23 protein-coding genes and 2 pseudogenes are annotated in these 18,775 nt (G+C 70.9%); 6 read left to right on the forward strand and 19 right to left on the reverse strand.

The window, feature by feature from the left end:
* Positions 1-7: 7 nt before the first annotated feature.
* The 4 genes from OG245_RS30460 (at position 8) to OG245_RS30475 (ending at position 3,174) form a co-directional block, all read left to right on the forward strand.
* Positions 8-232, forward strand: a complete 225-nt coding sequence (locus tag OG245_RS30460; protein ID WP_371626563.1) for a hypothetical protein — start codon at positions 8-10, stop codon at positions 230-232.
* The gene (gene mobC, locus OG245_RS30465; protein WP_371626564.1) at positions 229-894 is read left to right on the forward strand and encodes a plasmid mobilization relaxosome protein MobC; all 666 of its coding nucleotides are present in this window, start codon (positions 229-231) and stop codon (positions 892-894) included. The genes OG245_RS30460 and mobC overlap by 4 nt, the downstream gene beginning before the upstream one ends.
* On the forward strand, positions 894-2,663 hold the full coding sequence (locus tag OG245_RS30470) for a relaxase/mobilization nuclease domain-containing protein (protein ID WP_371626565.1): 1,770 nt from the start codon (positions 894-896) through the stop codon (positions 2,661-2,663). Before mobC ends, OG245_RS30470 begins: the two co-directional genes overlap by 1 nt.
* A gap of 106 nt (positions 2,664-2,769) precedes the next feature.
* Positions 2,770-3,174, forward strand: coding sequence for a hypothetical protein (locus tag OG245_RS30475; protein ID WP_371626566.1), 405 nt, complete (start codon positions 2,770-2,772; stop codon positions 3,172-3,174).
* 70 nt (positions 3,175-3,244) lie between these two features.
* Here the strand turns inward: OG245_RS30475 and OG245_RS30480 are convergent, their stop codons facing one another.
* From OG245_RS30480 to OG245_RS30505, 6 genes are all read right to left on the reverse strand, one after another.
* Positions 3,245-3,478, reverse strand: coding sequence for a hypothetical protein (locus tag OG245_RS30480; RefSeq protein ID WP_371626567.1), 234 nt, complete (start codon positions 3,476-3,478; stop codon positions 3,245-3,247).
* A 36-nt stretch (positions 3,479-3,514) separates the two neighbouring features.
* The gene (locus tag OG245_RS30485) at positions 3,515-3,742 is read right to left on the reverse strand and encodes a MarR family transcriptional regulator (RefSeq protein WP_329307097.1); all 228 of its coding nucleotides are present in this window, start codon (positions 3,740-3,742) and stop codon (positions 3,515-3,517) included.
* Positions 3,743-3,847: 105 nt separating this feature from the next.
* On the reverse strand, positions 3,848-4,177 hold the full coding sequence (locus tag OG245_RS30490; protein ID WP_329307098.1) for an esterase: 330 nt from the start codon (positions 4,175-4,177) through the stop codon (positions 3,848-3,850).
* 89 nt (positions 4,178-4,266) lie between these two features.
* Positions 4,267-4,479, reverse strand: a complete 213-nt coding sequence (locus OG245_RS30495; RefSeq protein WP_329307099.1) for a hypothetical protein — start codon at positions 4,477-4,479, stop codon at positions 4,267-4,269.
* A 51-nt stretch (positions 4,480-4,530) separates the two neighbouring features.
* Positions 4,531-4,791: a hypothetical protein gene (locus tag OG245_RS30500; RefSeq protein ID WP_371626568.1), complete on the reverse strand. Its 261-nt coding sequence runs from the start codon at positions 4,789-4,791 to the stop codon at positions 4,531-4,533.
* An 86-nt stretch (positions 4,792-4,877) separates the two neighbouring features.
* Positions 4,878-5,225 carry a DUF317 domain-containing protein gene (locus OG245_RS30505; protein WP_371626569.1) on the reverse strand — a complete coding sequence of 116 codons (348 nt, stop codon included), beginning with the start codon at positions 5,223-5,225 and terminating at the stop codon, positions 4,878-4,880.
* Positions 5,226-5,444: 219 nt separating this feature from the next.
* On the opposite strand from OG245_RS30505, the gene OG245_RS30510 reads away from it, so the two are divergent.
* Positions 5,445-5,711 carry a hypothetical protein gene (locus tag OG245_RS30510; RefSeq protein WP_319307114.1) on the forward strand — a complete coding sequence of 89 codons (267 nt, stop codon included), beginning with the start codon at positions 5,445-5,447 and terminating at the stop codon, positions 5,709-5,711.
* Between the two features lie 4 nt (positions 5,712-5,715).
* On the opposite strand, the gene OG245_RS30515 is transcribed toward OG245_RS30510, so the two are convergent.
* The 13 genes and pseudogenes from OG245_RS30515 to OG245_RS30575 all read right to left on the reverse strand — a co-directional run bounded on the left by OG245_RS30515 (position 5,716) and on the right by OG245_RS30575 (position 16,610).
* Entirely contained in the window at positions 5,716-6,204 is a 489-nt protein-coding gene (locus OG245_RS30515; RefSeq protein ID WP_161122982.1) for a hypothetical protein, read from the reverse strand.
* Between the two features lie 70 nt (positions 6,205-6,274).
* Complete coding sequence (locus OG245_RS30520) at positions 6,275-7,216, reverse strand: DUF317 domain-containing protein (protein WP_371626570.1); 942 nt, start codon at positions 7,214-7,216, stop codon at positions 6,275-6,277.
* A gap of 118 nt (positions 7,217-7,334) precedes the next feature.
* Positions 7,335-8,171 carry a winged helix-turn-helix transcriptional regulator gene (locus OG245_RS30525; protein ID WP_319307116.1) on the reverse strand — a complete coding sequence of 279 codons (837 nt, stop codon included), beginning with the start codon at positions 8,169-8,171 and terminating at the stop codon, positions 7,335-7,337.
* 23 nt (positions 8,172-8,194) lie between these two features.
* Positions 8,195-8,866 carry a large ATP-binding protein gene (locus tag OG245_RS30530; RefSeq protein WP_371626571.1) on the reverse strand — a complete coding sequence of 224 codons (672 nt, stop codon included), beginning with the start codon at positions 8,864-8,866 and terminating at the stop codon, positions 8,195-8,197.
* Positions 8,867-9,012: 146 nt separating this feature from the next.
* Positions 9,013-9,681: a hypothetical protein gene (locus OG245_RS30535; RefSeq protein WP_371626572.1), complete on the reverse strand. Its 669-nt coding sequence runs from the start codon at positions 9,679-9,681 to the stop codon at positions 9,013-9,015.
* Positions 9,678-10,154 (reverse strand): hypothetical protein, encoded by a 477-nt coding sequence (locus OG245_RS30540; RefSeq protein ID WP_371626573.1) that lies wholly within the window; start codon positions 10,152-10,154, stop codon positions 9,678-9,680. Before OG245_RS30540 ends, OG245_RS30535 begins: the two co-directional genes overlap by 4 nt.
* Positions 10,151-10,924, reverse strand: coding sequence for a glycosyl hydrolase (locus OG245_RS30545; RefSeq protein ID WP_371626574.1), 774 nt, complete (start codon positions 10,922-10,924; stop codon positions 10,151-10,153). Before OG245_RS30545 ends, OG245_RS30540 begins: the two co-directional genes overlap by 4 nt.
* Complete coding sequence (locus OG245_RS30550) at positions 10,921-11,529, reverse strand: DUF4913 domain-containing protein (RefSeq protein ID WP_371626575.1); 609 nt, start codon at positions 11,527-11,529, stop codon at positions 10,921-10,923. The genes OG245_RS30545 and OG245_RS30550 overlap by 4 nt, the downstream gene beginning before the upstream one ends.
* A gap of 93 nt (positions 11,530-11,622) precedes the next feature.
* A complete protein-coding gene (locus tag OG245_RS30555; RefSeq protein WP_371628030.1) occupies positions 11,623-12,516 on the reverse strand; it encodes a DNA cytosine methyltransferase in 894 nt (297 codons plus the stop codon).
* Between the two features lie 115 nt (positions 12,517-12,631).
* Positions 12,632-12,814 (reverse strand): annotated as a pseudogene (locus OG245_RS30560) (DNA cytosine methyltransferase); the annotation flags it as partial.
* A gap of 614 nt (positions 12,815-13,428) precedes the next feature.
* A complete protein-coding gene (locus OG245_RS30565; protein ID WP_371626576.1) occupies positions 13,429-14,598 on the reverse strand; it encodes a DnaB-like helicase N-terminal domain-containing protein in 1,170 nt (389 codons plus the stop codon).
* Entirely contained in the window at positions 14,595-14,825 is a 231-nt protein-coding gene (locus tag OG245_RS30570; protein WP_371626577.1) for a hypothetical protein, read from the reverse strand. Before OG245_RS30570 ends, OG245_RS30565 begins: the two co-directional genes overlap by 4 nt.
* Positions 14,822-16,610 (reverse strand): annotated as a pseudogene (locus OG245_RS30575) (type IV secretory system conjugative DNA transfer family protein). Before OG245_RS30575 ends, OG245_RS30570 begins: the two are co-directional and overlap by 4 nt.
* Positions 16,611-17,279: 669 nt before the next feature.
* On the opposite strand from OG245_RS30575, the gene OG245_RS30580 reads away from it, so the two are divergent.
* Positions 17,280-18,758, forward strand: coding sequence for an ATP-binding protein (locus tag OG245_RS30580; RefSeq protein ID WP_371626578.1), 1,479 nt, complete (start codon positions 17,280-17,282; stop codon positions 18,756-18,758).
* The last annotated feature ends 17 nt before the right edge of the window (positions 18,759-18,775 follow it).

Genomic DNA, 18,775 nt, shown 5'->3' on the forward strand with positions numbered 1-18,775 from the left:
ACACCTGATGCGTACCCACCCGGCCACGCCCGCCGAAGTCGACTCCTGGCTGACCGTCCTGCACCAGCACGGCCACCTCCACCGGGCGCAGTCCGGCCCCGACACCACCTGGATCGTGCAACGCGAGCAGCACGACCGGCCCTGGACCCTTCACCACCCGGTCCTGGCCATGGACTGGATCGAGGAACTCGTCCGCGCAATCCAGCAGCAGGACCCGGAGACGAGCCGATGACCACCGACGACCCGGTGGTCACCACCGCCGGACAGCAGCGTGACCCCACCACGGCTCGTGGCGGAGCAAGTTGTCGCGTACGACGGTCCTACGGCCCGTCGTACGCACTTGCCCCCGCCCAGGAGGGCGGGGGAAGTCCGGCTGGTCCCCGAGCGAGGGCTCTCGGGGGCCAGCCGGGCAACCGGCACCAGGGGGCGCCGGTCACTGGGGGAGAAGACGACCGCGACGACCACCATGCGCCGCCGAGCCCGAACACACCCGCCTTCCCTAATCGCACACCGCGCCGCCGCAGCCGCAACCCGAGCCAGCGCACCCGCAAGACGACCACCCGCCTCTCCGACGACGAGAAAGCCGAGATCACCGATGCCGCCACGCAGCGCGGCATCACCGTCGCCCGCTTCCTCGCCACCGCCAGCCTCGCCGCCGCCCGCGGTTCGACCATCCTGCACACCGACGAACGACTCGACACCGCCATCGACGAACTCGCCGCCCTGCGCACCGCGCTGGCCCGCATCGGCAACAACATCAACCAGATTGCCTACATCCACAACGCCGGCGGACAGCCCCGCCCCGGCGAACTCGACCACGCGCTCACCGTCCTGACCCGGCTCATGGCCCGTGTCGACGACGCAGCCGACGACCTGGTGAGGAGGCGAAGCTGATGGTTCCCAAGATCCGGCGCGGCTCGCGAACCCACGGCCTGCTCGTCTACCTGTACGGCCCCGGCAGGCGTGACGAGCACGTCGACCCCCACCTCGTCGGTAGCTGGGACGGCTTCGCTTCCGACCCCGGCCGCGACACCAGCCCCGACCCCGACCCGAAGGTCACCCTCGCCCGGCTGGCTGCCGCGCTGGACCTGCGCGTTAAGCAGGCCGGCACCAAGGCCCCGGCCGAGCACGTCTGGCACTGCTCAGTCCGCACCGACCCCGGCGACCGGACCCTCACCGACGCCGAATGGAACACGGTTGCCCGCCGCCTGGTCCACGCCGTCAACCTCGCCCCCGAAGGCGACTCGGACGGCTGCCGCTGGGTCGCCGTACGCCACGCCGACGACCACATCCACATCCTGGCCACCATGGTCCGAGGCGACCTGCGCCGCCCCCGGATGAACTACGACTTCAAAAAGGCCCAGGCCGAATGCCGACGCATCGAGAAGGAGATGGACTTGCGCCGGCTCAAGCCTGGCGACGGCACCGGAGCCAAGACCCCCACCAGCGCCGAACGCTTCAAGGCCGAACGCACTGGCCGACCCGAAGCCCCCCGCGAGACGCTCCGCGAAGCCGTACGCCAAGCCCTCGCTGGCACCGCCACCGAAGAGGAGTTCTTCACCCGGCTACGCGAGGCGGGCCTGCGGGTCAAGGTGCGCCACGCCCCGTCCGGAGACGCCCTCGGCTACAACGTGGCCCTGCCCGGCGACCGCAACCGCCACGGCGAACCGGTCTGGTACCCGGGTTCCAAACTGGCCCCCGACCTCTCCCTCCCGAAGATCCGCCTCCGGCTGGCCAACGGCACTGCCGAGCAGGCCGCGCCTTCGGCGGCCGACGGGCGGTCGGACTGGTCCCCGCCCGCCCGCGAGCGACGCAGCGTCACCGGCATCGCCGAGCGTGCCGCCGACCTCCTCGACGACGGCGACGACAATGCCGCCACCCAGCTCGTGGGAGTCGGAGAACTCCTGGACGCGGTCGCCCAGACCTCCCCGGCCGCCACCCGCGCCGAGCTGGCTGCCGCAGCCCGAGCCTTCGAGCGGGCAACCCGCAGCCACGTCCGTGCAGAACGCGCCGACACCCGGGCACTGCGCTCGGCCGCCCGGGGCATCGTCCAGGCCGGCGGCGCGCTCGGCCGGGGTGAAGACGGCGGCACCACCGCCATGCTCCTCTCCACCCTGGTCCTGGTCACCCTCGCCGCCGCCCACTGGCACTCCGCCCGCGGCCACGCCCAGCAGGCCCACGCCTCCCGCCAGGCCGCCGCGCACCTGCGTACCGCCTACCAACAGGCCGCCGCCACGCCGATGCGCGTGCTGCATGACCAGGGCCGTGCGCTCCCCGAGGCCCAACGCCGGACACACGAGGCCACCCTCCATGCGGTTCTGCCGAAGCAGGGCGTACGAGCAGACGGCACGCCGACGAGGACCGACGCCTTGGTTGCCACCCTCGCCCAGGCCGAGCAGAAGGGCCACGACGCCGAGGCGCTCCTGCGGCAGGCCGCCGCCATGCGCGAACTCGACACAGCCGAGGACGTGAACGACGTCCTGGTGTGGCGTCTTCGCCGCCTCGCCCAGCTCCCCGCCCGCCCGGGCGAAGCTACGCGCCGCCCGCAGGCCGGCACCCGCCCGACCAAGACCCCGGCCAACCGCACCAGTGAACGCAACGCCCCCGGGGTGACGGTCCGCCCTGCCGTCCCCGACCCGCGCAGCCGCGCACCGCGCCGCTGATCAGTTCATCCGGAGGCCGATCACTGGCTGCTCGGACTCCATGAAACCTCCTGGACAGCCGGTTCCACCTGCTGTTAGGGATGAAAGCGGGACCCTCGACCGGGAGATGACGCTCGTGCCCAGAACCACCGACCGCACCACGGAGCCGGCACCCACGCTGCCCGTCCTTCCCACCGGCGCCGACCCCCTGCTGCAGCTCCAGTACGAGATGGAGTCGGCCGACGGGCCCGGCGCGACCCGCTGCGTCGGCCACCCACACGAGCTGTCCCTCGGCGGCATACCCGCGATGTGCTCGGCCTGCCGGGCCCGGCGCGACTGGCTGCTCATCAACCATGGCCGCAACGTCTGGATCCGCTGCCGGTGCGGCAACCAGTGGCTCGAGCCCGAGATCAGCCGCGCCGACTTCGACGCCCTGATCGGCGGCCCGAATGGGACGACCTATCCGAGCGTGGAGGAGGGCCTGGCTGCCCTCGGCTTCGACGGCGTCTTCGCCGGCACCTACCTGGAGTAGGTGAGCAACAGACCAAACGCCGAGGGGTGCCACCGATGTATCGGTGGCACCCCTCGACGTTCTGAAATGGTCAGCCGCGCTTGATGCCCTTTGGCAGCTCGCCCCGGAAGTCGCATCCGGGGCACTCGTCCTCACCGTGGATGTGACCCTCGTACCAGCTGTGGACCGCCGCGTGCAGGATGGCGTCCTCGACGGAGACCTCACCGCTGTGGACCGCCTTGATGGCGTTGCTGACGATCAACCGGAGCACGGCGTTGTCGGTTGAGGGGAACGGCGGGGAGGGCATCGGCGAGTCGGTCGTCATGGCCGAACCCTACGGGCGACTAAGGGTGTTGGTCAGTCAGACGGAGTGGTCTCCAGAGGAGCCGTGCAGGTCGCTGCGAAATCCCCGGCCGACCGGCTTCCAGCCCTGGAAGGTGGCCGGCTTCCAGCGGGGCCGGTCCGGCACGCTGTCGTCGTCGGGTACAGGCAGATTGCCCCGGCTCTTCCGGCTGCGAGCGGCGCCGACGCTGATACCCAGGTGAGCGGCGACCTCGGTGTAGCCCCAGAGCTGCTGGTCGTCGGCCATGGCGTCCTCCTCGTTCGTCGGGATGAGCGTACGCAACGCGCGGGCGGGCCCATGGCAAGGCCGCCCCTGCCTGATCGGCGTAGGGCGGCCTTCTGTGGTCCTGGGTCAGACTCCGGCGAGGCGGTTCGAGAGGTCGAGGGCGTTGGTGGCGAACGCGAGGGCGGAGCACAGACCGGTCACCTCATGGAGGGTCGGACGGACCAGGCGCGGCCAGTTGTCCGGGGCGGCGGGCCAGGAGGCGAGGTGCACCTCGGCAGTGGCCAGGCCCAGGTGGGCTGTGACGTTCCACCCGGTGAGGGAGCCGGGCTCCCAGTGCAGGCGGATGCGGCCGAGGGGGAGTCTGGACTCCCTGGTGGCGAGCCACGTGACGTCGAGCGGGCCGTCGGGCCGGGCGGTTACACGCTGGACCAGCGCGCCGCGCACGCCGTCCGGCATGGGGCGCACGGCGAGGCTGCGCAGCGGAAGGACGGGCGAGGGGTGGGATCGCGACGAGATGGAAGCCTCCGTGGTGTTGAGGGAATTGGTCAGGCCCAGGCGAGGGCGGCGCGCGCCTCCGGCGGGAGGTAGCCCTCCTGGCCGTCCTCGGCGATGAACGCCGTGCCCTCCCGGACGACGACGTCGGCCCTGACGTAGTGGGCGAAGGGGAAGTCAGGGTTGATGGCGAGGCGGACTGGCAGGTCGGGGTCGAGTCCTTGGAGCTGGCGGAGCACGTGGCCGACGGTCAGGGACTGGGGCATGGGACCTCCGAGAGCGGTACGGGAAGACGGGCTTGGGCTGGTGGCGGTGTGTCAGCAGGGACCGAGGCGGGGCGGATCGCGGAGGACCTTCGGCTCTCGGGCGCGGTCGGCGAGATGCCGCCTGCGGCACTCGTTGACGTATCCCTTGCCACAGTCCTTCTTCTCCCAGTCGCCGCATGAGCAGACGGCCTTCGTGTACGCACGGCCGGGGCAGTCGGGGTGGAGCGGCTTGCCGGAGCTGGTGTGCTTGTGGTCCGCTGGGCAGAGCGTGTCGTCGGCGTGGTGGTTGGTGAGCGGGGCGCGGAAAGACATGGTGGGCAGCTCCTCGTGGGTGGGGTGGACGGACGGCCGCGGGTGAACGGGGCGGGCCATCACCGGCCCGCCCAGTGGTTCGGCGGTCAGCGCGAGGAGTGGGTGACGAGGACGGCGAGGAATCCGGCGACGGCCTCGGAGGGGGTGTGGATGCCGAACTCCTGGACCCACGCGTCACCGTGGGCGGGCTGTACCCGGACGTGCCAGACGATGCCGCGCTTCCAGGCGGTGATGTCCTCCGGGAGCCAGCCGACGTAGACGCGGCCGTCCGGGCTGGTCGCGTGGACGTTGGCCTCCGGGGTATCGACGATCACCCAGCCGAGGCCGTCGAGGAGGTCGAGCACCCGGGCGGCGCAGTGGTCGGAGGAGAGCCAGCGGAGGTCTTCCGCGGCGGGGCGGACGACGGCGGGCAGGAGGGTGGCGGAGGTGTTCACGGTTGGACGATCCCTTCGTTGACCTGCGGTTTTCCCGACACCCGTACGTTGACATGCGCCATGCCGAAGTACGTAGTCGTTTCCCCGGGGGAGACGTCTGCCGTGGGCGAACTGGAGATCGCCAGCGGGTGGCCGCAGGCCAGGGGAATGCATCGGTGAACGCTGTTGTCGTACCTGGGTTGCGGCGACGGGCCGCACAGGGCCGAAGGGGGAGCAGGGATGGCCGAGGCGAGCAGACACTGGGACGGAGCCGGGCTGGAGCGCAAGATCCGCGTTGCCGGGCGGCCGTGGACCGTGGGCGACATCGCGATGGTCGCCGACGGCCAGTGGGGCGTCGGCGCACAGCCTGACCGGTGGCCGGAGGAGGAGACGGTCGTGGAGCACCGGGCAACGGACGGCCGGCGCGTCGAGCTGACGCTGGAGGAGCTGGCCCGCGCGGTGGGCCCCCGTACCGAGGACGCCCACCGCGACGAGGACCTCGCCTGACCGTTCAGCGACGCGGCCCCGCAGCGGGCGTCGGCGGCCCGACGACGGCCACAGGTGCGGGCGGGTCGGGTATCTGGCCCGGGGTGTTGGGCGCGTGCCCGGAGCGGGCGACAGCGGCCTGGGTCAGGCGGTCCGCCGGCGCCCGGTCCGCAGGCGCGGCAGCCTCACGGGCTTCGACCACACGCCTGATCGCCTGGAGGTAGGTATGGCTTTCCGAGTGGGCGACGCGGAGTTTGACCGCCGATTCGGTGATCCGGTCCAGTTCGTAGAAGGCCGGCACGTACCCGCGCCGGGTCAGGGCGTGCAGACGGTCCTGGTGAACGGCCACCGTGTTGTCGGTGACGGCCAGGGCTGTACGGGTGTGCACGGCCGCGCGCAGGAGCGAGTCCTCGCAAGGACGGCGGACCGCGAGGACTTCCAGGACTTCGATGGGCTGGCCCCAGGCTTTCTCGATCATGGTTGTGGCCTGGTCGAGCATGGTGGCGGTGGGCATGACGGAACTCCCTTTGCGCAAGGACGCTTTCGAATGGTGTCGTATCCCGGAGAGGCCCGGGGCAGCGGAGTCAGCGGCCGTGTCGCAGCGCCGGCGAGCTGGCCGGGGGCCGGGCGACGGCTGCGGGCGCGAGGCTGCTCGACCCGCTCTGTACCGAAGACACGGTGCGGCTGCGCGCGGCCATGACCCGAAGGTCGGCTGCGGTGCGCGGGGCGCGCGTGGCGCGGTGGACGGCCTGCGTGACCGCCGTGCGCCGCACGTCGAGAGGGGTCGGAGCGGGGGATACCTGGGGACCGGCGGTCGGGCCGACCGGGGCCAGCGTGACCAGGTGCTGCAACCTGCGGTCGAGCTGCTGGCGTTCCCGGATCACCGGGGCCGAATCCGCCATGACGGCCGCTGTCGCGGCGATCAGGTGGGACGGGGTGCGAGCTGTGAAGACCGCCTCTGCCCGAGTGCCCCAGCCCGGTGGACCGGCCCACAGGGTGACGGTCTTCTCGTCCCAGCCGGAGAGACGGTTGTCGATCAGGACACCCGCCTGCCCGTCAGGGGCGACGATCTCGACGGTGCCACGCTCGGCGCCGCCGTCGCGTGTCCAGCCGGCGTCGGTCAGCGGCCGGACGGCGTCGGCCCAGTAGAGCGACGGGGCGGCCAGGAAGGGGGCGTTGGCGTCGTAGGCGTCGGCTTCGGCGTAGTCGCGGGCCAGAGCGGTGGTGAGGCCGGCGACGATCTCGGGCGGGGTGACGTGGTTGAAGGTGGCCGTCCAGCGGGGTGCGGAGAGGGCGTCTTCGGATGCGTTGATCTTCCACAGTTCGAAGTCGTCGCCGAACCAGCCGATCCGGATGCGGTGGTCCGGGCTGGTGACGAGAAGTTGGCAAGGAGTGTCGCCGAGAGCGTGGTGCGGCCAGTGAGCAACCGGTGCGAAGCCGGCGTCTCCGGCCCCGCCGGTCCCAGCCAGGTACATGGGACTGACCAGTACCTCCTGGTAGAGATACGGGGCATCAGGGGCGTGCATGGTCGAGGCTCCGGGAGTGAGGGAGGGGAAGGCGCCCGCGTGCGCAGGAGGACGAGCGGTCGGAGCGCACGCGGACGTCGTGGCAGCAGTGAAACGGTTCTGGCTCTCACCACCCCGGTCACCGTCCCCGGCCCGGTGCCGACTGGATGGTTACGGCCGCCGGCACCCGAGGTTGCGGCGCGTGACTGAACAGGGCGTTCGGCGCGGCAGCGCTGCGGCGCAGGGCCGCCGCGGTCCGGGCACCGTCCGCCGACAGTGAGACGTTGGGGTGGGTGCGCGTGGCCGCCGCGACGGGGCGCGGAGACGATGAGGTCCTCCGCTCGGTGATGGGGCTGCTCCAGTGCTCGACGCTCGCGTAGACGGCTCCCAGCGCCTGGCCGGCGTCGGTCAGCACGTAGGGGTCGCCGTGGCGCGGGCCTGCGCGGGTGACCAGGCCGTCGGCCTGAAGCCGCAGGAGCCGCTGCCGGGCGTAGCTGTTGTCCAGGCCGGCCTCCTCGGCGATGTGGACGAACCGCATCGGACCGCCCGCGTCAAGGACCTGGATCACGGCGGTCGAGTGCCGAAGATGCAGGCGGCGCAGGGCGTCCTCGACGCGTTCGGCTTCGGCCATTTGTCCGAGCGACAGGTGGGCATGGGACCAGTCCGACATGGTGCGGTGGACAGGAGCCAGTGACGTGCCGAGGGCGCTGAGCTGGTACGGGGCTCCGCGACGGTCGTCGGGCCGGATGACCAGCCCGTCAGCGTGCATCGTGGCCAGTCGCTTGCTGACGAACTGCTCGCTGATGAACGGGAGCCGGGCGGCGACGTCGCGTACCCGCATGGGGCGGTTCTCCTGGGCCAGGGTCATCGCCGACCAGGCGGTCCACTTCGGCCCGATCAGGGAAAGCGCGTCTTCGACCAGCTGAGCATCGATCGAGCCGATGGAGAAGACGGGAGGCTGTACGGGGGCAGGCATGGGAGTGTTCTTTCTGGAAGGGGTCAGCGGGAGCGGGAAGGCTTGCCGACCGCCGTGGTGACGGGGACGGCGGCCGGGTCGGTGAGAGGGCCGGGGCCCGCGGGGGCGTTGCTGCGGCGGAGGGCGGCGGACACGCGCGGCGTCGCCGTACGCGCGTCGCGGAGGGCGGCTTCGCCCTGCGGCGTGAGCGAGAGGAGCTGTCCGGGCCGGTACGGGTTCTCGCTGGTGTCCTGGCGCAGTAGTCCGTCGGCGACCAGCCGCTGCACGGTCTGTGGGAAGACCGTCGGGTCCTGCCGCTCGGCCTTCTCCCGTGAGATGAACGGGTCGTCGCCGATCGCGTTGCGACGAAAGCGAACGCCTCCGGCCGCAACGGCTTCGAGGGCTACCAACCCGCGCTCCCCGGCGACGGCCCAGTCGTCGTCCCGGTCGGGCCTCGTCTTCTGCCCGTAGCTCATATTGGTCGCGCGTTGAGCAGGCTCGGGCGAGGACAGAAGCCGCCGGTAGGCGGACAGCGACTCGACGAGCTGGCTGTACGCCCGGTCTTGCTGCGCCAGAACGTCTCCGAGTTCGGGGAGTGCGGTCCGCAGCAGCGCGTACGACACCTGGGCGCGGCCGACTTCACCGCGACCGATGCCTTCGAGTAGCCGCTGAGCCCGCTGGACCGCGTCGAGCACGCTCTCGTGTCGCTCGTCCAACGCCGCTGCGGCTCCCATGACGCGCGTAGCGGCCTGGTGCAGCGGCTCCCCCGGACCATGCGCGAGGGCGGGCACGCTTGCATCCCCGATACCGAGTACTTCGACGACGAGATGAGGCCCAGGGTGTGTGTCTGCGTCGTACGGGTTCACCGCGCCGCCTCCATCCGGGCAAGCAGGGAGCGGACCAGGGTGGGCAGGCTGTCCGGTCCGTCGCCGATCCAGGCATGGTCGGTTGCCTCGTCGAGGACGTACGCGGCGTCTTCGAGCAGGCCGCTGGAGATCTCCATGCAGGCGTCGGTGATCCGGGAGGCGGCGAGCAGCGACTGGGAGAGGACCTCGACGTAGCCGTCCGGGGCGAGGCCGGCGGCCTGGGCCGCGGTGCGGATCGCCGCCAGCTCCCGCGCGCTGAACGCGAAGTCGAACGTGTCGTCCTGCTCGGCGCCATGGGAGGCGGCGACGACCGGTTCGGAGGGCTCGGTGGGGATGCCCACCCGGGTGCAGATCTGGTCGACCGAGGCGGTCAGCTCGGCGAAGGACTCGGCGAGCCACCCCAGTGCGGAGGCGTAGGAGGCCAGGGCGAACAGGCCCGCCGGTGTGGCGGGGCGTGGCTCGGCGGCCACGAACCCTTCGAGCCGGTCGTTCAGTTCGCCGAGCACCCGGGGCCCGGCGGACAGTGGGCCCAATACGGGGTGCAGGTAGGAGCGGCCGGCGGTTGTCGGGTACTCGGCGGTGAGGATGCCGGAGACGATCTGCGCGGCGTCGGTGAGGAGATCCGCCAGCTCGGTACGGGTCAGGGGGGCGCGGTCAGCGGTCATCGCTGGGGAACCTTTCGGGGAGCGGCGGCCGGGGGTGGGGCTGTTGTTGGAGCATTTGCCGGGCCTGCTGTTGGCCGGTCGGCGCTGAGCGTCGACCGGGACCGGGCGGCCCGCACGCGTGCTTGGGCTGCGGAGTCGGTCTCGGCGTCCTGCTGGGGGCCGGTGCGCAGGTGGGCCACGTGGTAGACCGCGTAGTCCTTCCGGCTTCCGGCGGCGACGAGGTAGACCTCGCGCTTGTGGGTCGAGGTCGGCGGGGCCGGGCGGAACTGGATGACCATCCGGTAGGCGACGGAAGGGTCGACGTAGACCTTGTGGAAGCCGGCGAGGCGGCCCTTCAACGGCAGGCAGTCGTCGCTGCCGTGCACCAGGTTCTGCAGTTCCAGCAGCGCCAGGTCACGGATGCTGTCGGGAAGCTCTCGCAGGTCGGCGATGGCGTCTGGATGTGCGGCGAAGGCGAAGCGGGCGCGGCTCACAGCAGCCGCCCCTGCTGTGCCGGGCGCTGGACCGGTCCCGGCGGCGGCGTGCAATGGGCGTCGAGGCCGCCCTTCGGTACTGCGGCGACACCGGCTGACCGGGCAAGGGCGACGCGGGCCCGGACGTCGGCGCTGTCGTGAGCGCTGTACTCAGGCGGTTCGGGCAATGGGCCGCCGCGGTCGTCCAGCCAGGAACGGGCGGTGTCCACGTCGGCGAAGGCGCCCTCGCGCAGTGTGTATGTGTGGGTGCTGAAGTTTCCCTCTTCGAGGAAGACACGGATCGGTGTCTGGCAGGCGCTGGAGTCCCGGGTCAGCGTCCATGCCTCGCACGGGTCGAAGTCAGAGGTCTGGCTGTCGAGGACCTCGTACCGAGTTCCCGACTCATGGATCTGCTGTTCGATCTGAAGGGTGAGGTCGTCGGCGGGCTTCATGAGGTCCCCGCCAGACTGGGTGATCCGCTCGGGCGGGCACCCGCGCTCGATCAACCAGTTCTGGGCGAAGGACACGGTGGGGTGATAGGCCAGTTCGAAAGTGAACGTCTTCAGACTGAGGTCTCGCGCGACCTTGATCGCTGCTACCTGTGGTTCGCCCGGTGCACCCCACGTGACTGATCCGTCGTGAGCGACGACGTAACTGTGGGAGCCGTCGGGAAGGGAGTGGTGTTCAGCCAGGACCGTAACGTCACCGGCCCAGAACTGTCGCTCCGCGTGCTCGGAATCTGGGTCGGATGGGGCGAGATCGTCAAGACGAAAGTCGAGTATGTCGCTCACGAGGCCGCTCCCGTCTGCTCGGGCGCGGGGGTGGACAGCACGCGATGGTTGGGGCGGTTCGGGTTCGTCGTGCACGCCGCGAAGGGCCCGTCGGGGGCGCGCAGGTGCGCCAATGTCTGGTCTAGGTGGTCGCGGTGCCAGGTCGACGGGCCGGCCAGGCCGGCCTCCGTGTCGGTGAACTGCTGCCAGGCGAGCCAGAGTGCGTGGAGCCGGGCGACGGCCTCGGGGTGTTCGTGCCAGTGCGCGCACCAGGGACGGCTCGTGCTGATCTCCCGGCCGTAGATCGGGAGGAAGAGGTAGTTCACCCAGTCGCTGAGGGCGGCGAGTTCGGTGGCGTACGTCTCGCCGCCCAAGGCGACGATGAAGACCGAGGCGGGGTCGTTGGCCTGCTCGGGGCCGGACGCCCCGGCCGCCGGAGCACCGTTCGCCTGCTGGTCGGCAGCGGGTAGGGGAACGGGCTCGGAGCCGAGGCGGTCCAGGATGACGCCGTGCTGCTTGACCTCGGCCATGGTCTTGGCGAGGGTGCTGGCGAGGTCGTCGAGGTCTTCGTCGGTGACGCGGTACGGCTCGGGGCCGGGGGTGGTGGTCGGGCTGGTGTCGGACATGGGGGTGTGCTCCATCTGTGAGACGGCGACATGCCCGAGAGGATCCGGAGAAACAGCGGTTTGGCCCGGCCGGGAAAACCCGGTAGTGGAGCGCTACCTGCCTGCGCAGCGAGGGCAACGCGGGAAAGGCGGTGCCAGCAACTGCAGAACTCGAGAAGCCTGTTGGGGAACGACGCCGTTGCCGAGCGCGGTGAGCTGCGCCGGCCGCCCGAGCCCCGGGGTGGCGGTGACCCAGCCCGGGGCGAGGCCCTGCATCCACTCGACGAAAGCGGGACGGAGCCGCCCGGCTGCGTCGGTGGGCTCGGGACGGGTGAGCCTCTCCCATCGGGTGATGGCGGCTGCGTACGGCCCCCATCGCCGGTCCGCTCCTCGGCCTCCGACGATTCCTCCGTCCAGAGCGGCAGGACCACTACCGACAAGGGAGGCCGCCACTCCTTCCCCGGGCGGCGGCCCGGGGTGCCCGTGTCGCTGGCCCTGGGCGCGGGCAACAGCGACGCCGCCGCACTGGGCAGGGTCATGTCGCCGTTGCCATGCCGTTGATTCGGCGAGCCCTTGGTCCCGTCCGACGCCTTCGGGGTCGGCAGGAGCCACTCGACCTCGTCGGCCAGATTCGGGCCGTGGCCCCCGCTCTTCCTCTTGGAAGGGTGTTGCGAGCCGCCGTTCTTGCCGATGTTGCTGGTCGGGGTCTTGAGCAGGGTGTCCGGTGGGCCAGGCTGTGAGGAAGGTGCGCTCGCGACGGTGCGGGGCCCCGATGTCGGAGGCGCGAAGCACGAGCCACTTCGCGTCGTACCCGAGGTCGGCCAGGGATCCGAGTACGGCACCGAGTGCCCGCAGAGGAGGCTCGCCTGGGGTGTCTCCCAGACACCACGGGCAGGGTTCCACGTCGCCAGGGGAACCGGCGGGGGAGGTGAGGAGGCCGCGAACATTTTCGATCACTACCAGGCAGGGTCGGAGGGCTTCGACCGCACGGGCGACGTGCAGCCACAGCCCGGAGCGGGGCTGGGCGTTGAGTCCGGCCCGGCGGCCGGCGACCGAGACGTCTTTGACAGGGGAAGCCCGCCGTCAAGACGCACACCCGGGGGACAGCGGACCAGTCGACGGTGGTGATGTCGCCCAGGTTGGGGACGCCGGGCCAGTGGCGGGCCAGGATGCGCGAAGCGTTCGGGTCGACCTCGGCGTGCCAGGCCAGCGTGCCGCCGAAGATGGACTGCACCCCCAGGTCGAGCCCGCCGTACCCGGAACAGAGCGAGCCGATCAGCGGAGGGCGCATGACGTGGGTGGGCATGTCACCGGCTCCGTCGGACCACGCCCGCAGGAACTGCTGCCGTCTGAGCAGCGGGAGGCGGTGCCGCGGCAGAAGGGGCAGCCGCAGACCGGCTGAGAGCAGCCCGGAGCCGCACGGACGGAGGTGAAACGGTCGCCGACGCGGTACGAAGCGAGTCGGTGGCTTCACGCAGCGCCATATCCGCCGTGCTGAGCGAGTCGTCGATCATCTGCACCGCGGCCTCCCGCGCATCGTCGGCGCCGGGCTCATCGCACAGGTGCTCGGTCCGTTCCAGGAAGGAGGGCTGGCGGGCGACCTCGCCGAGGGCGGATGCCGCCTGACCGGTGGGCCGCACTGAGGCGGCGAACCCGGCGATAACCCGTGGGGTGTGGGATTCGTGCTCATGGGAGGCGCTGAAGCGCACCTCGTTGCCCAGGTCGGATCAGCTCACCGAGTGCCGAGATATGCCTGGCGACGTCGGCCACGTTGGGCGAGCGATGAGGATCTCCGAGAACGGGGAGCTTGCGACGCTGAGCGTCGAGGGCCGACGCCGTGGCGCGCATGGCGCGGATGTCAGAGCTGGGGGTGCTGTTCATGTGATGTCCAGGAGGAGAGCAACGGGGGCCGGGGAGGGGTCAGATGTGGCCGCGCGAGGGCGGCCTGGAGGCGGAGGGGGCGGGCGCGGAGCCGGGACGGACCGAGGCCGGTGGGACGGGGCGCGGCGTGCTTCGGGCGAGGGCTACGTGCACCCGGGCCGGAGGCGGCCCGTCCGGCACGGGCGTCTGAGGCGGCGGGTTCGGGGCTGGGGTGCCGTTCGCGGTCTCCCAGCGGGCGCGCACCTCGTCGAGCGGGCCGAGGGCGTGCAGCGCGTAGTTGATCAACCGGCCAGGAACCAGGGCTTCGTCCTCGGCCAGAGCACGCACCGCACGCGCGGAAGCGGCTGCGGTACGAGTGAGGGAGGCGCGCATCACCCGTTCCCCGAGCCATTCGGCGCTGCCGGCACCCACGCCGTTGCAGAGGGCGGTCAGATGCTCGCCCGACAGGGTGCCGTCGGCCAGCAGGCCGCGCCGCTGGGTTTCCCAGAGCAGGGTGATCCGGTCGATGGGTTCGCCCCGGTGGTGCAGCGCACTGAGGCACCGGTAGAGCTGCCCGTGGGCCGGATCGGCGAAATCCCCCGGCCGCAGCCAGTCCACCACCTCCTCCATGGCCCTCGGCTGCTCGGCGAGGACGGCCAGCAGGAACCGCTCGTCCTCGGCGACCTGGTCGGCCCGGACTGGCGGCATGGCCGGGGCAGCAACCGGCGCAGTGGTGGGCGCGACCGGACGCGGTTCGGTCCCCCAGCGCCGTGCAAGATCCCTGAGCACCCCGGCTAGGACGTCTGCGGAGCGCAGCGCTCCCTTGACCTCACCCCGTAGGGCGTCGGCCCGAGCCACCTGGTGGAGACGGATCGCGTGCTGGGCGACGGTGCGATGGATCGCCCCCTCCAGCACCATGCGGCCGTACACCGGAGCGTGCGCGGAACGCGGGCAGGCCGAGATCAGGGTGTGGGCGTATACCGCAGTCAGCCCTCGGACATGGCGGCCGGCCTCGTCGACCGCTTCGGTCACCCACGACAGCGGCACCGGCCCATCGGCTGAGAGCGCGGGGTGGTCGTCGCTTCGGAGCTTGCGCAGCGCGGCGAACAGCGACCGATGAACGGGCCGGTCGAAGTGATCCGGCGCGAGCCAGTCCAGGTGCGCGAGCTGGTCCGGGTCGAGAAGCACGGCGCCGAGGACCGCCTGTTCCGCACCCAGCAGCGGGTTCATCGCGCACCCCCTGCGCCGGAGCCGGAGGGGGTGTGCTGCCGGGCATGGAGGTCGGCGACCGCTTGGTCGGCAGCGGCTACCGCCGTGGCGAAGCCGTCCAGCGTGCTGGTGAATGCGGGATCGGTGGCGAGTATCGACCCGGCCCCGCTGACCAGCCACCACTGGCCGTCCCGCAGTACGACCGGCGAGCGCGGCAGCCGCCCGGGACGCGGGGTGGGCGCGCTCATGCCGACAGCCCGAAGTCGTCGTGGCCGATGGTCTTGGCGAGGGCCCGTTCGGTGATCGCCTTCGTGGCGCGGGCGGAGGCCGGCCCGACCACCTTGGCGGAGGGCTCCTTGTACCAGGGCTTGAGGTTGAGCATGGCGACCCGGATGCCGGTGGCCAGCAGCAGCACCTTGCCCTTGGGCAGGGCGCGGATCGCGTCGGGCGGCAGGATGCGTTCGGTGCGCATGCTCACCGAGGTGGACTTGCCGCTCTCGCTGGTGGAGACGGAGGTGGTCTGGACGTCGTGGTCGCCGACCTGCCTGCTGAGACGGTCGGCGAAGTCCGCGTCGTCGATGCCCGATCCGATGATCTTGACGGTGGCGGCGGAGTACAGGGCGTCCATGCCGGCCTCGCCCCAGCACCGCTGGCCCTGTCGGTAGGACTGCAGGATCGTCATGGGGATGACGCCCCGGCTGCCCAGGTGGCTGTACAGGTCCGGGAGATCCGAGATGCGGCACACGTTCGCGGCCTCGTCGAGGACGCACAGGGCGGGCGGGTCGAGCCGCCCGCCGGAGCGCTCGGCGACGATCACGGCCGCGCGCATCACGGCGTCGGCCGCCGCTGCGATGATCGCGCTTGCGCTGCCGCCGCCGTCCTTGCTCAGCAGATACAGGGTGTCGCGGGAGGTGGCGAAGGCGAACGGCTGGAACTCGGGGAGGCCCTCGTTCGGGGTGACCCAGGCGGCGACATCGGGGTCGAGCAGGCAGCTCGCGTACTGCCGCGCAGTCTCGTAGATGCCGTCGCGGGTCTCGGTCGCACCGGAGACGGTGCCCTGGAGCTGGGCGGCGACCGCGTCGTGGCCGGCATCGGTGAGCAGGTCCACCGGGGTGCGGTCGGCCGGCATGGCGAGCCAGGCCAGGACGTCGGTGATGGGCCGTCGGTGGCTGGCGGCGGCAAGGAACAGGGCGCCGAGGGTGTTGCTCGCGGCGGTGGACCAGAAGTCGGAGCCGCTGGACTCGTCCACGCTCGCGGTGACGAAGTGCCCAGCCAGACGTTTCGCACCGGCCAGGTCGCGGGCGTCGGCCAGGATGTCCCACCACATCTCGCGCGGGTGGTGGGCGATCTGCTGGGGGTCGAGGGTCCAGATGGTGCCGACCTCGGCGCGAGCGTCCACTGTCGCGGTGAAGGCGTCGCTCGCGGCCTTGTTACTGGTCAGCAGGACCGGACCAGGGGCCGAGAGGATCGCAGGGATCGCGAGCCCGGAGGTCTTCCCGCTTCGGGGAGCCATGATCGCGACGATCACGTCCTCCCATGACGCGCGGACCTCAGCTCGGCCGGGGTCGAGGGTGCCGAGCAGGATGCCGCGGTCAGCCGGAGCGACCTCTTTTACCCTCCCGGTCGCCCAGGGACGGCCGCAGGCTCCGGGCCTTCGTGGTGATTTCCTTCTCCAGCAGCGGCGCCAGGTCGGCCTTGCGGACGAGGCCCGACTTGGAGCCGGACCGCCAGCGCATCCACAGCACCAGGCCGGTGGTGATCAGGGCCAGGGTGAGCAGGCCGGGCACGACGCGGGCGCCGACCAGCAGCGCGACGCTGCTCAGGGCCGGCCACAGCACCTCGGGGTGCAGCAGCGCGTCGGTGGCGTGGAACGGGGCCCAGGGCCCGGCGCCGAAGAAGGAATTACTGATGTTGCCGGTCAGCCAAGTCAGCGAGCCGAAGGCAAGCGCGATGCCGAGCAGACCGAAGAGGAGGTAGAGAAGAGCGTCCGAACCGGTGGTGGTCGAGGGTGCGCTGGTGCGGGGTGCAAGCATGGGAATCCTGGGAGTGAGCGCAGGTGAGGGAAAGAGGGCGGGGCGTGTGCGGCTCTTCTGCTGGTCATCGAGACGCTTCCTGTTCGGGAAGGGAGTTGGCGGCCGCGCTATCGGGGAGCTTGGGGCGGCTGGGCTCGTTGATGCCTCTACGGATCTGGCGTGCCGGTGGTGGTCGATCACGGCCTCTGCCTTGAAGGGGGAGTAGCGAACGGCAACCCGGTGCTCGGGCTGGCAGAAAGACGATCCACAGGATCCGCGATTTGGCCTGGCCGGAATCCGCTGGTAAGAGCCCGGGGCAACACCGTTGCGTCAGCTTCGTGAGCGGCTGTCGTGGCAGTGGTCGAGAACTTCCAAGGGGTGGCAGCAGGCCATAAGCCCAAGGAAGAACCGGCAGAGAGAGCTGTTTGCGGCATCTGGGACGGATCGGTTTATCCCCGCCCATCTGGCTTGAGGACATCCCACCGTCACCGCCGCGAGTCCGGTGAAACCCTGTCAACATGTGTTGTTACTCCCGTAGCATTCGTCCCAGGTGGGGCGTGCTGTCCGGAGCGGGTGAGCGCACGTAGTGGTCCCTCTGAGTCGGGGAGCGCGTCCGCCCGGTTTCACCGAGGCGTCGGGACGGTCACGTTCCGGAGGAACGTCGTCTTGGGGAAGCAGAGCCGGGCACACATGAAGTACGACATCGCCGCCCCCGAACCTGCCGGAATGGTGGCCTCGCTCAGCTCTCTGGGTTACTCGTTGCCGGCCGCCGTAGCCGACCTTGTGGACAACAGCATCGCGGTCGAGGCCCGGACCATCGACGTGGAGTTCACCTGGGCCGGAGCCGACTCGTGGATGGCGGTGGTCGACGATGGCTGGGGCATGACCGTCAAGGAACTTGTCACCGCCATGACGGTGGCCGCCCGCGGTCCCGCGACTCCACGGTCAGCCACCGATCTGGGTCGGTTCGGCGTCGGCCTCAAGTCCGCCTCGTTCTCCCAGGCCAGACAGCTCACCGTGAGTTCGTCCAAAGCCGGCGGACAGTGGCACACGCGAACCTGGGACCTGGACGTCGTCGAACAGTCCGGACAGTGGCGGCTGCTCCACGGCGCGGACACCGACACCGCTGTCGTGCTGGACCGGCTCCGCAGGGATGCCGACCACGGCACGATCGTCCTCTGGCGGAGGCTCAACGGATACCACGCCGCCGACGTCAGCACCGGTGACGAGCGAACCCAGAGACAGTTCTACGCCGAGGCGGCGCGCACCGAGTCGCACCTCGGTATGGTCTTCGCCCGGTTCCTCACCGGTGCCCGGCGTCGTGACCTGAGGATCCGAGGCAACGCGGTGAGACCGTGGGACCCCTTCCTGCGTCACCACCCGTCGGTGCAACCTCTCCAGCCGGAGGAACTCCCACTGAGCGGCGGTCTGGTGAGGGTCGAGGCGTTCATCCTCCCAGGTGCCCACCGCCTCACTTCGGAGGAGTACGACCAGGCTGCCGGCCCTGAAGGGTGGCTTGATCAGCAGGGCTTCTACGTGTATCGACGTAACCGACTGATCCTGGCCGGTGACTGGCTGGGGCAACGTGGGATGCGCCGTGAGGAGAAGTACAACCTTGCACGTATCGCCGTCGACATCCCGGCCGAGACGGACGCCGAGTGGAGCGTCGACGTGAGGAAGTCGAGCGTCGTCCCGCCCGTCGCGCTCCGGACGCATCTCAACCGCATCGCGCGTAAGGCCCGGGCGACCGCGGCGGACGTGCTCCGGTACCGGGGGCAGGTTGCCGCGCGTACTCACGGCGACCCTCTCTCGTACGCGTGGCTCGTACGCCGCTCCGAGGACAAGGTCACCTGCAAGATCAACCGTAGCCACCCGCTGGTTCAGGCCGCCATACGGCCGGGTGGAAACAGCAGTACGGACGTGCGCGCCTTGATCCGTCTCCTCGAGGAGACGATCCCCGTCACCGCGCTGCGGGTGATGCACGAGACCGACAGCAGCGACGATCCGGAACCGTTCGGAGGTCCGGGCCCGGCCGACGACTCGGCGGTCGAGGTCGCGCAGCGCATCTACGAGTCCCTGGTCACGGGCGGCCGTTCGCCGGCCGCGGCCAAGGAACGTCTTCGGACCATGCCGCCCTTCGATCAACTGCAAGGCTTCTGGAGTAGGTGACAGGTTGTCAGTGACCG

This window comes from Streptomyces sp. NBC_01116 (genome assembly GCF_041435495.1).
Taxonomy (GTDB): domain Bacteria; phylum Actinomycetota; class Actinomycetes; order Streptomycetales; family Streptomycetaceae; genus Streptomyces.

Excerpts from the sequence above, each read along its gene's own strand:
- mobC (WP_371626564.1), top strand. The coding sequence starts at position 229 with ATGACCACCGACGACCCGGTGGTCACCACCGCCGGACAGCAGCGTGAC.
- OG245_RS30460 (WP_371626563.1), top strand. The coding sequence starts at position 8 with ATGCGTACCCACCCGGCCACGCCCGCCGAAGTCGACTCCTGGCTGACC.
- OG245_RS30485 (WP_329307097.1), bottom strand. The coding sequence starts at position 3,742 with ATGGCCGACGACCAGCAGCTCTGGGGCTACACCGAGGTCGCCGCTCAC.
- OG245_RS30525 (WP_319307116.1), bottom strand. The coding sequence starts at position 8,171 with ATGCCTGCCCCCGTACAGCCTCCCGTCTTCTCCATCGGCTCGATCGAT.
- OG245_RS30570 (WP_371626577.1), bottom strand. The coding sequence starts at position 14,825 with ATGAGCGCGCCCACCCCGCGTCCCGGGCGGCTGCCGCGCTCGCCGGTC.
- OG245_RS30535 (WP_371626572.1), bottom strand. The coding sequence starts at position 9,681 with ATGACCGCTGACCGCGCCCCCCTGACCCGTACCGAGCTGGCGGATCTC.
- OG245_RS30510 (WP_319307114.1), top strand. The coding sequence starts at position 5,445 with ATGGCCGAGGCGAGCAGACACTGGGACGGAGCCGGGCTGGAGCGCAAG.
- OG245_RS30550 (WP_371626575.1), bottom strand. The coding sequence starts at position 11,529 with ATGTCCGACACCAGCCCGACCACCACCCCCGGCCCCGAGCCGTACCGC.
- OG245_RS30515 (WP_161122982.1), bottom strand. The coding sequence starts at position 6,204 with ATGCCCACCGCCACCATGCTCGACCAGGCCACAACCATGATCGAGAAA.
- OG245_RS30520 (WP_371626570.1), bottom strand. The coding sequence starts at position 7,216 with ATGCACGCCCCTGATGCCCCGTATCTCTACCAGGAGGTACTGGTCAGT.
- OG245_RS30490 (WP_329307098.1), bottom strand. The coding sequence starts at position 4,177 with ATGCCGGACGGCGTGCGCGGCGCGCTGGTCCAGCGTGTAACCGCCCGG.
- OG245_RS30475 (WP_371626566.1), top strand. The coding sequence starts at position 2,770 with ATGACGCTCGTGCCCAGAACCACCGACCGCACCACGGAGCCGGCACCC.
- OG245_RS30565 (WP_371626576.1), bottom strand. The coding sequence starts at position 14,598 with ATGAACCCGCTGCTGGGTGCGGAACAGGCGGTCCTCGGCGCCGTGCTT.
- OG245_RS30580 (WP_371626578.1), top strand. The coding sequence starts at position 17,280 with ATGAAGTACGACATCGCCGCCCCCGAACCTGCCGGAATGGTGGCCTCG.
- OG245_RS30470 (WP_371626565.1), top strand. The coding sequence starts at position 894 with ATGGTTCCCAAGATCCGGCGCGGCTCGCGAACCCACGGCCTGCTCGTC.
- OG245_RS30495 (WP_329307099.1), bottom strand. The coding sequence starts at position 4,479 with ATGCCCCAGTCCCTGACCGTCGGCCACGTGCTCCGCCAGCTCCAAGGA.
- OG245_RS30480 (WP_371626567.1), bottom strand. The coding sequence starts at position 3,478 with ATGACGACCGACTCGCCGATGCCCTCCCCGCCGTTCCCCTCAACCGAC.
- OG245_RS30500 (WP_371626568.1), bottom strand. The coding sequence starts at position 4,791 with ATGTCTTTCCGCGCCCCGCTCACCAACCACCACGCCGACGACACGCTC.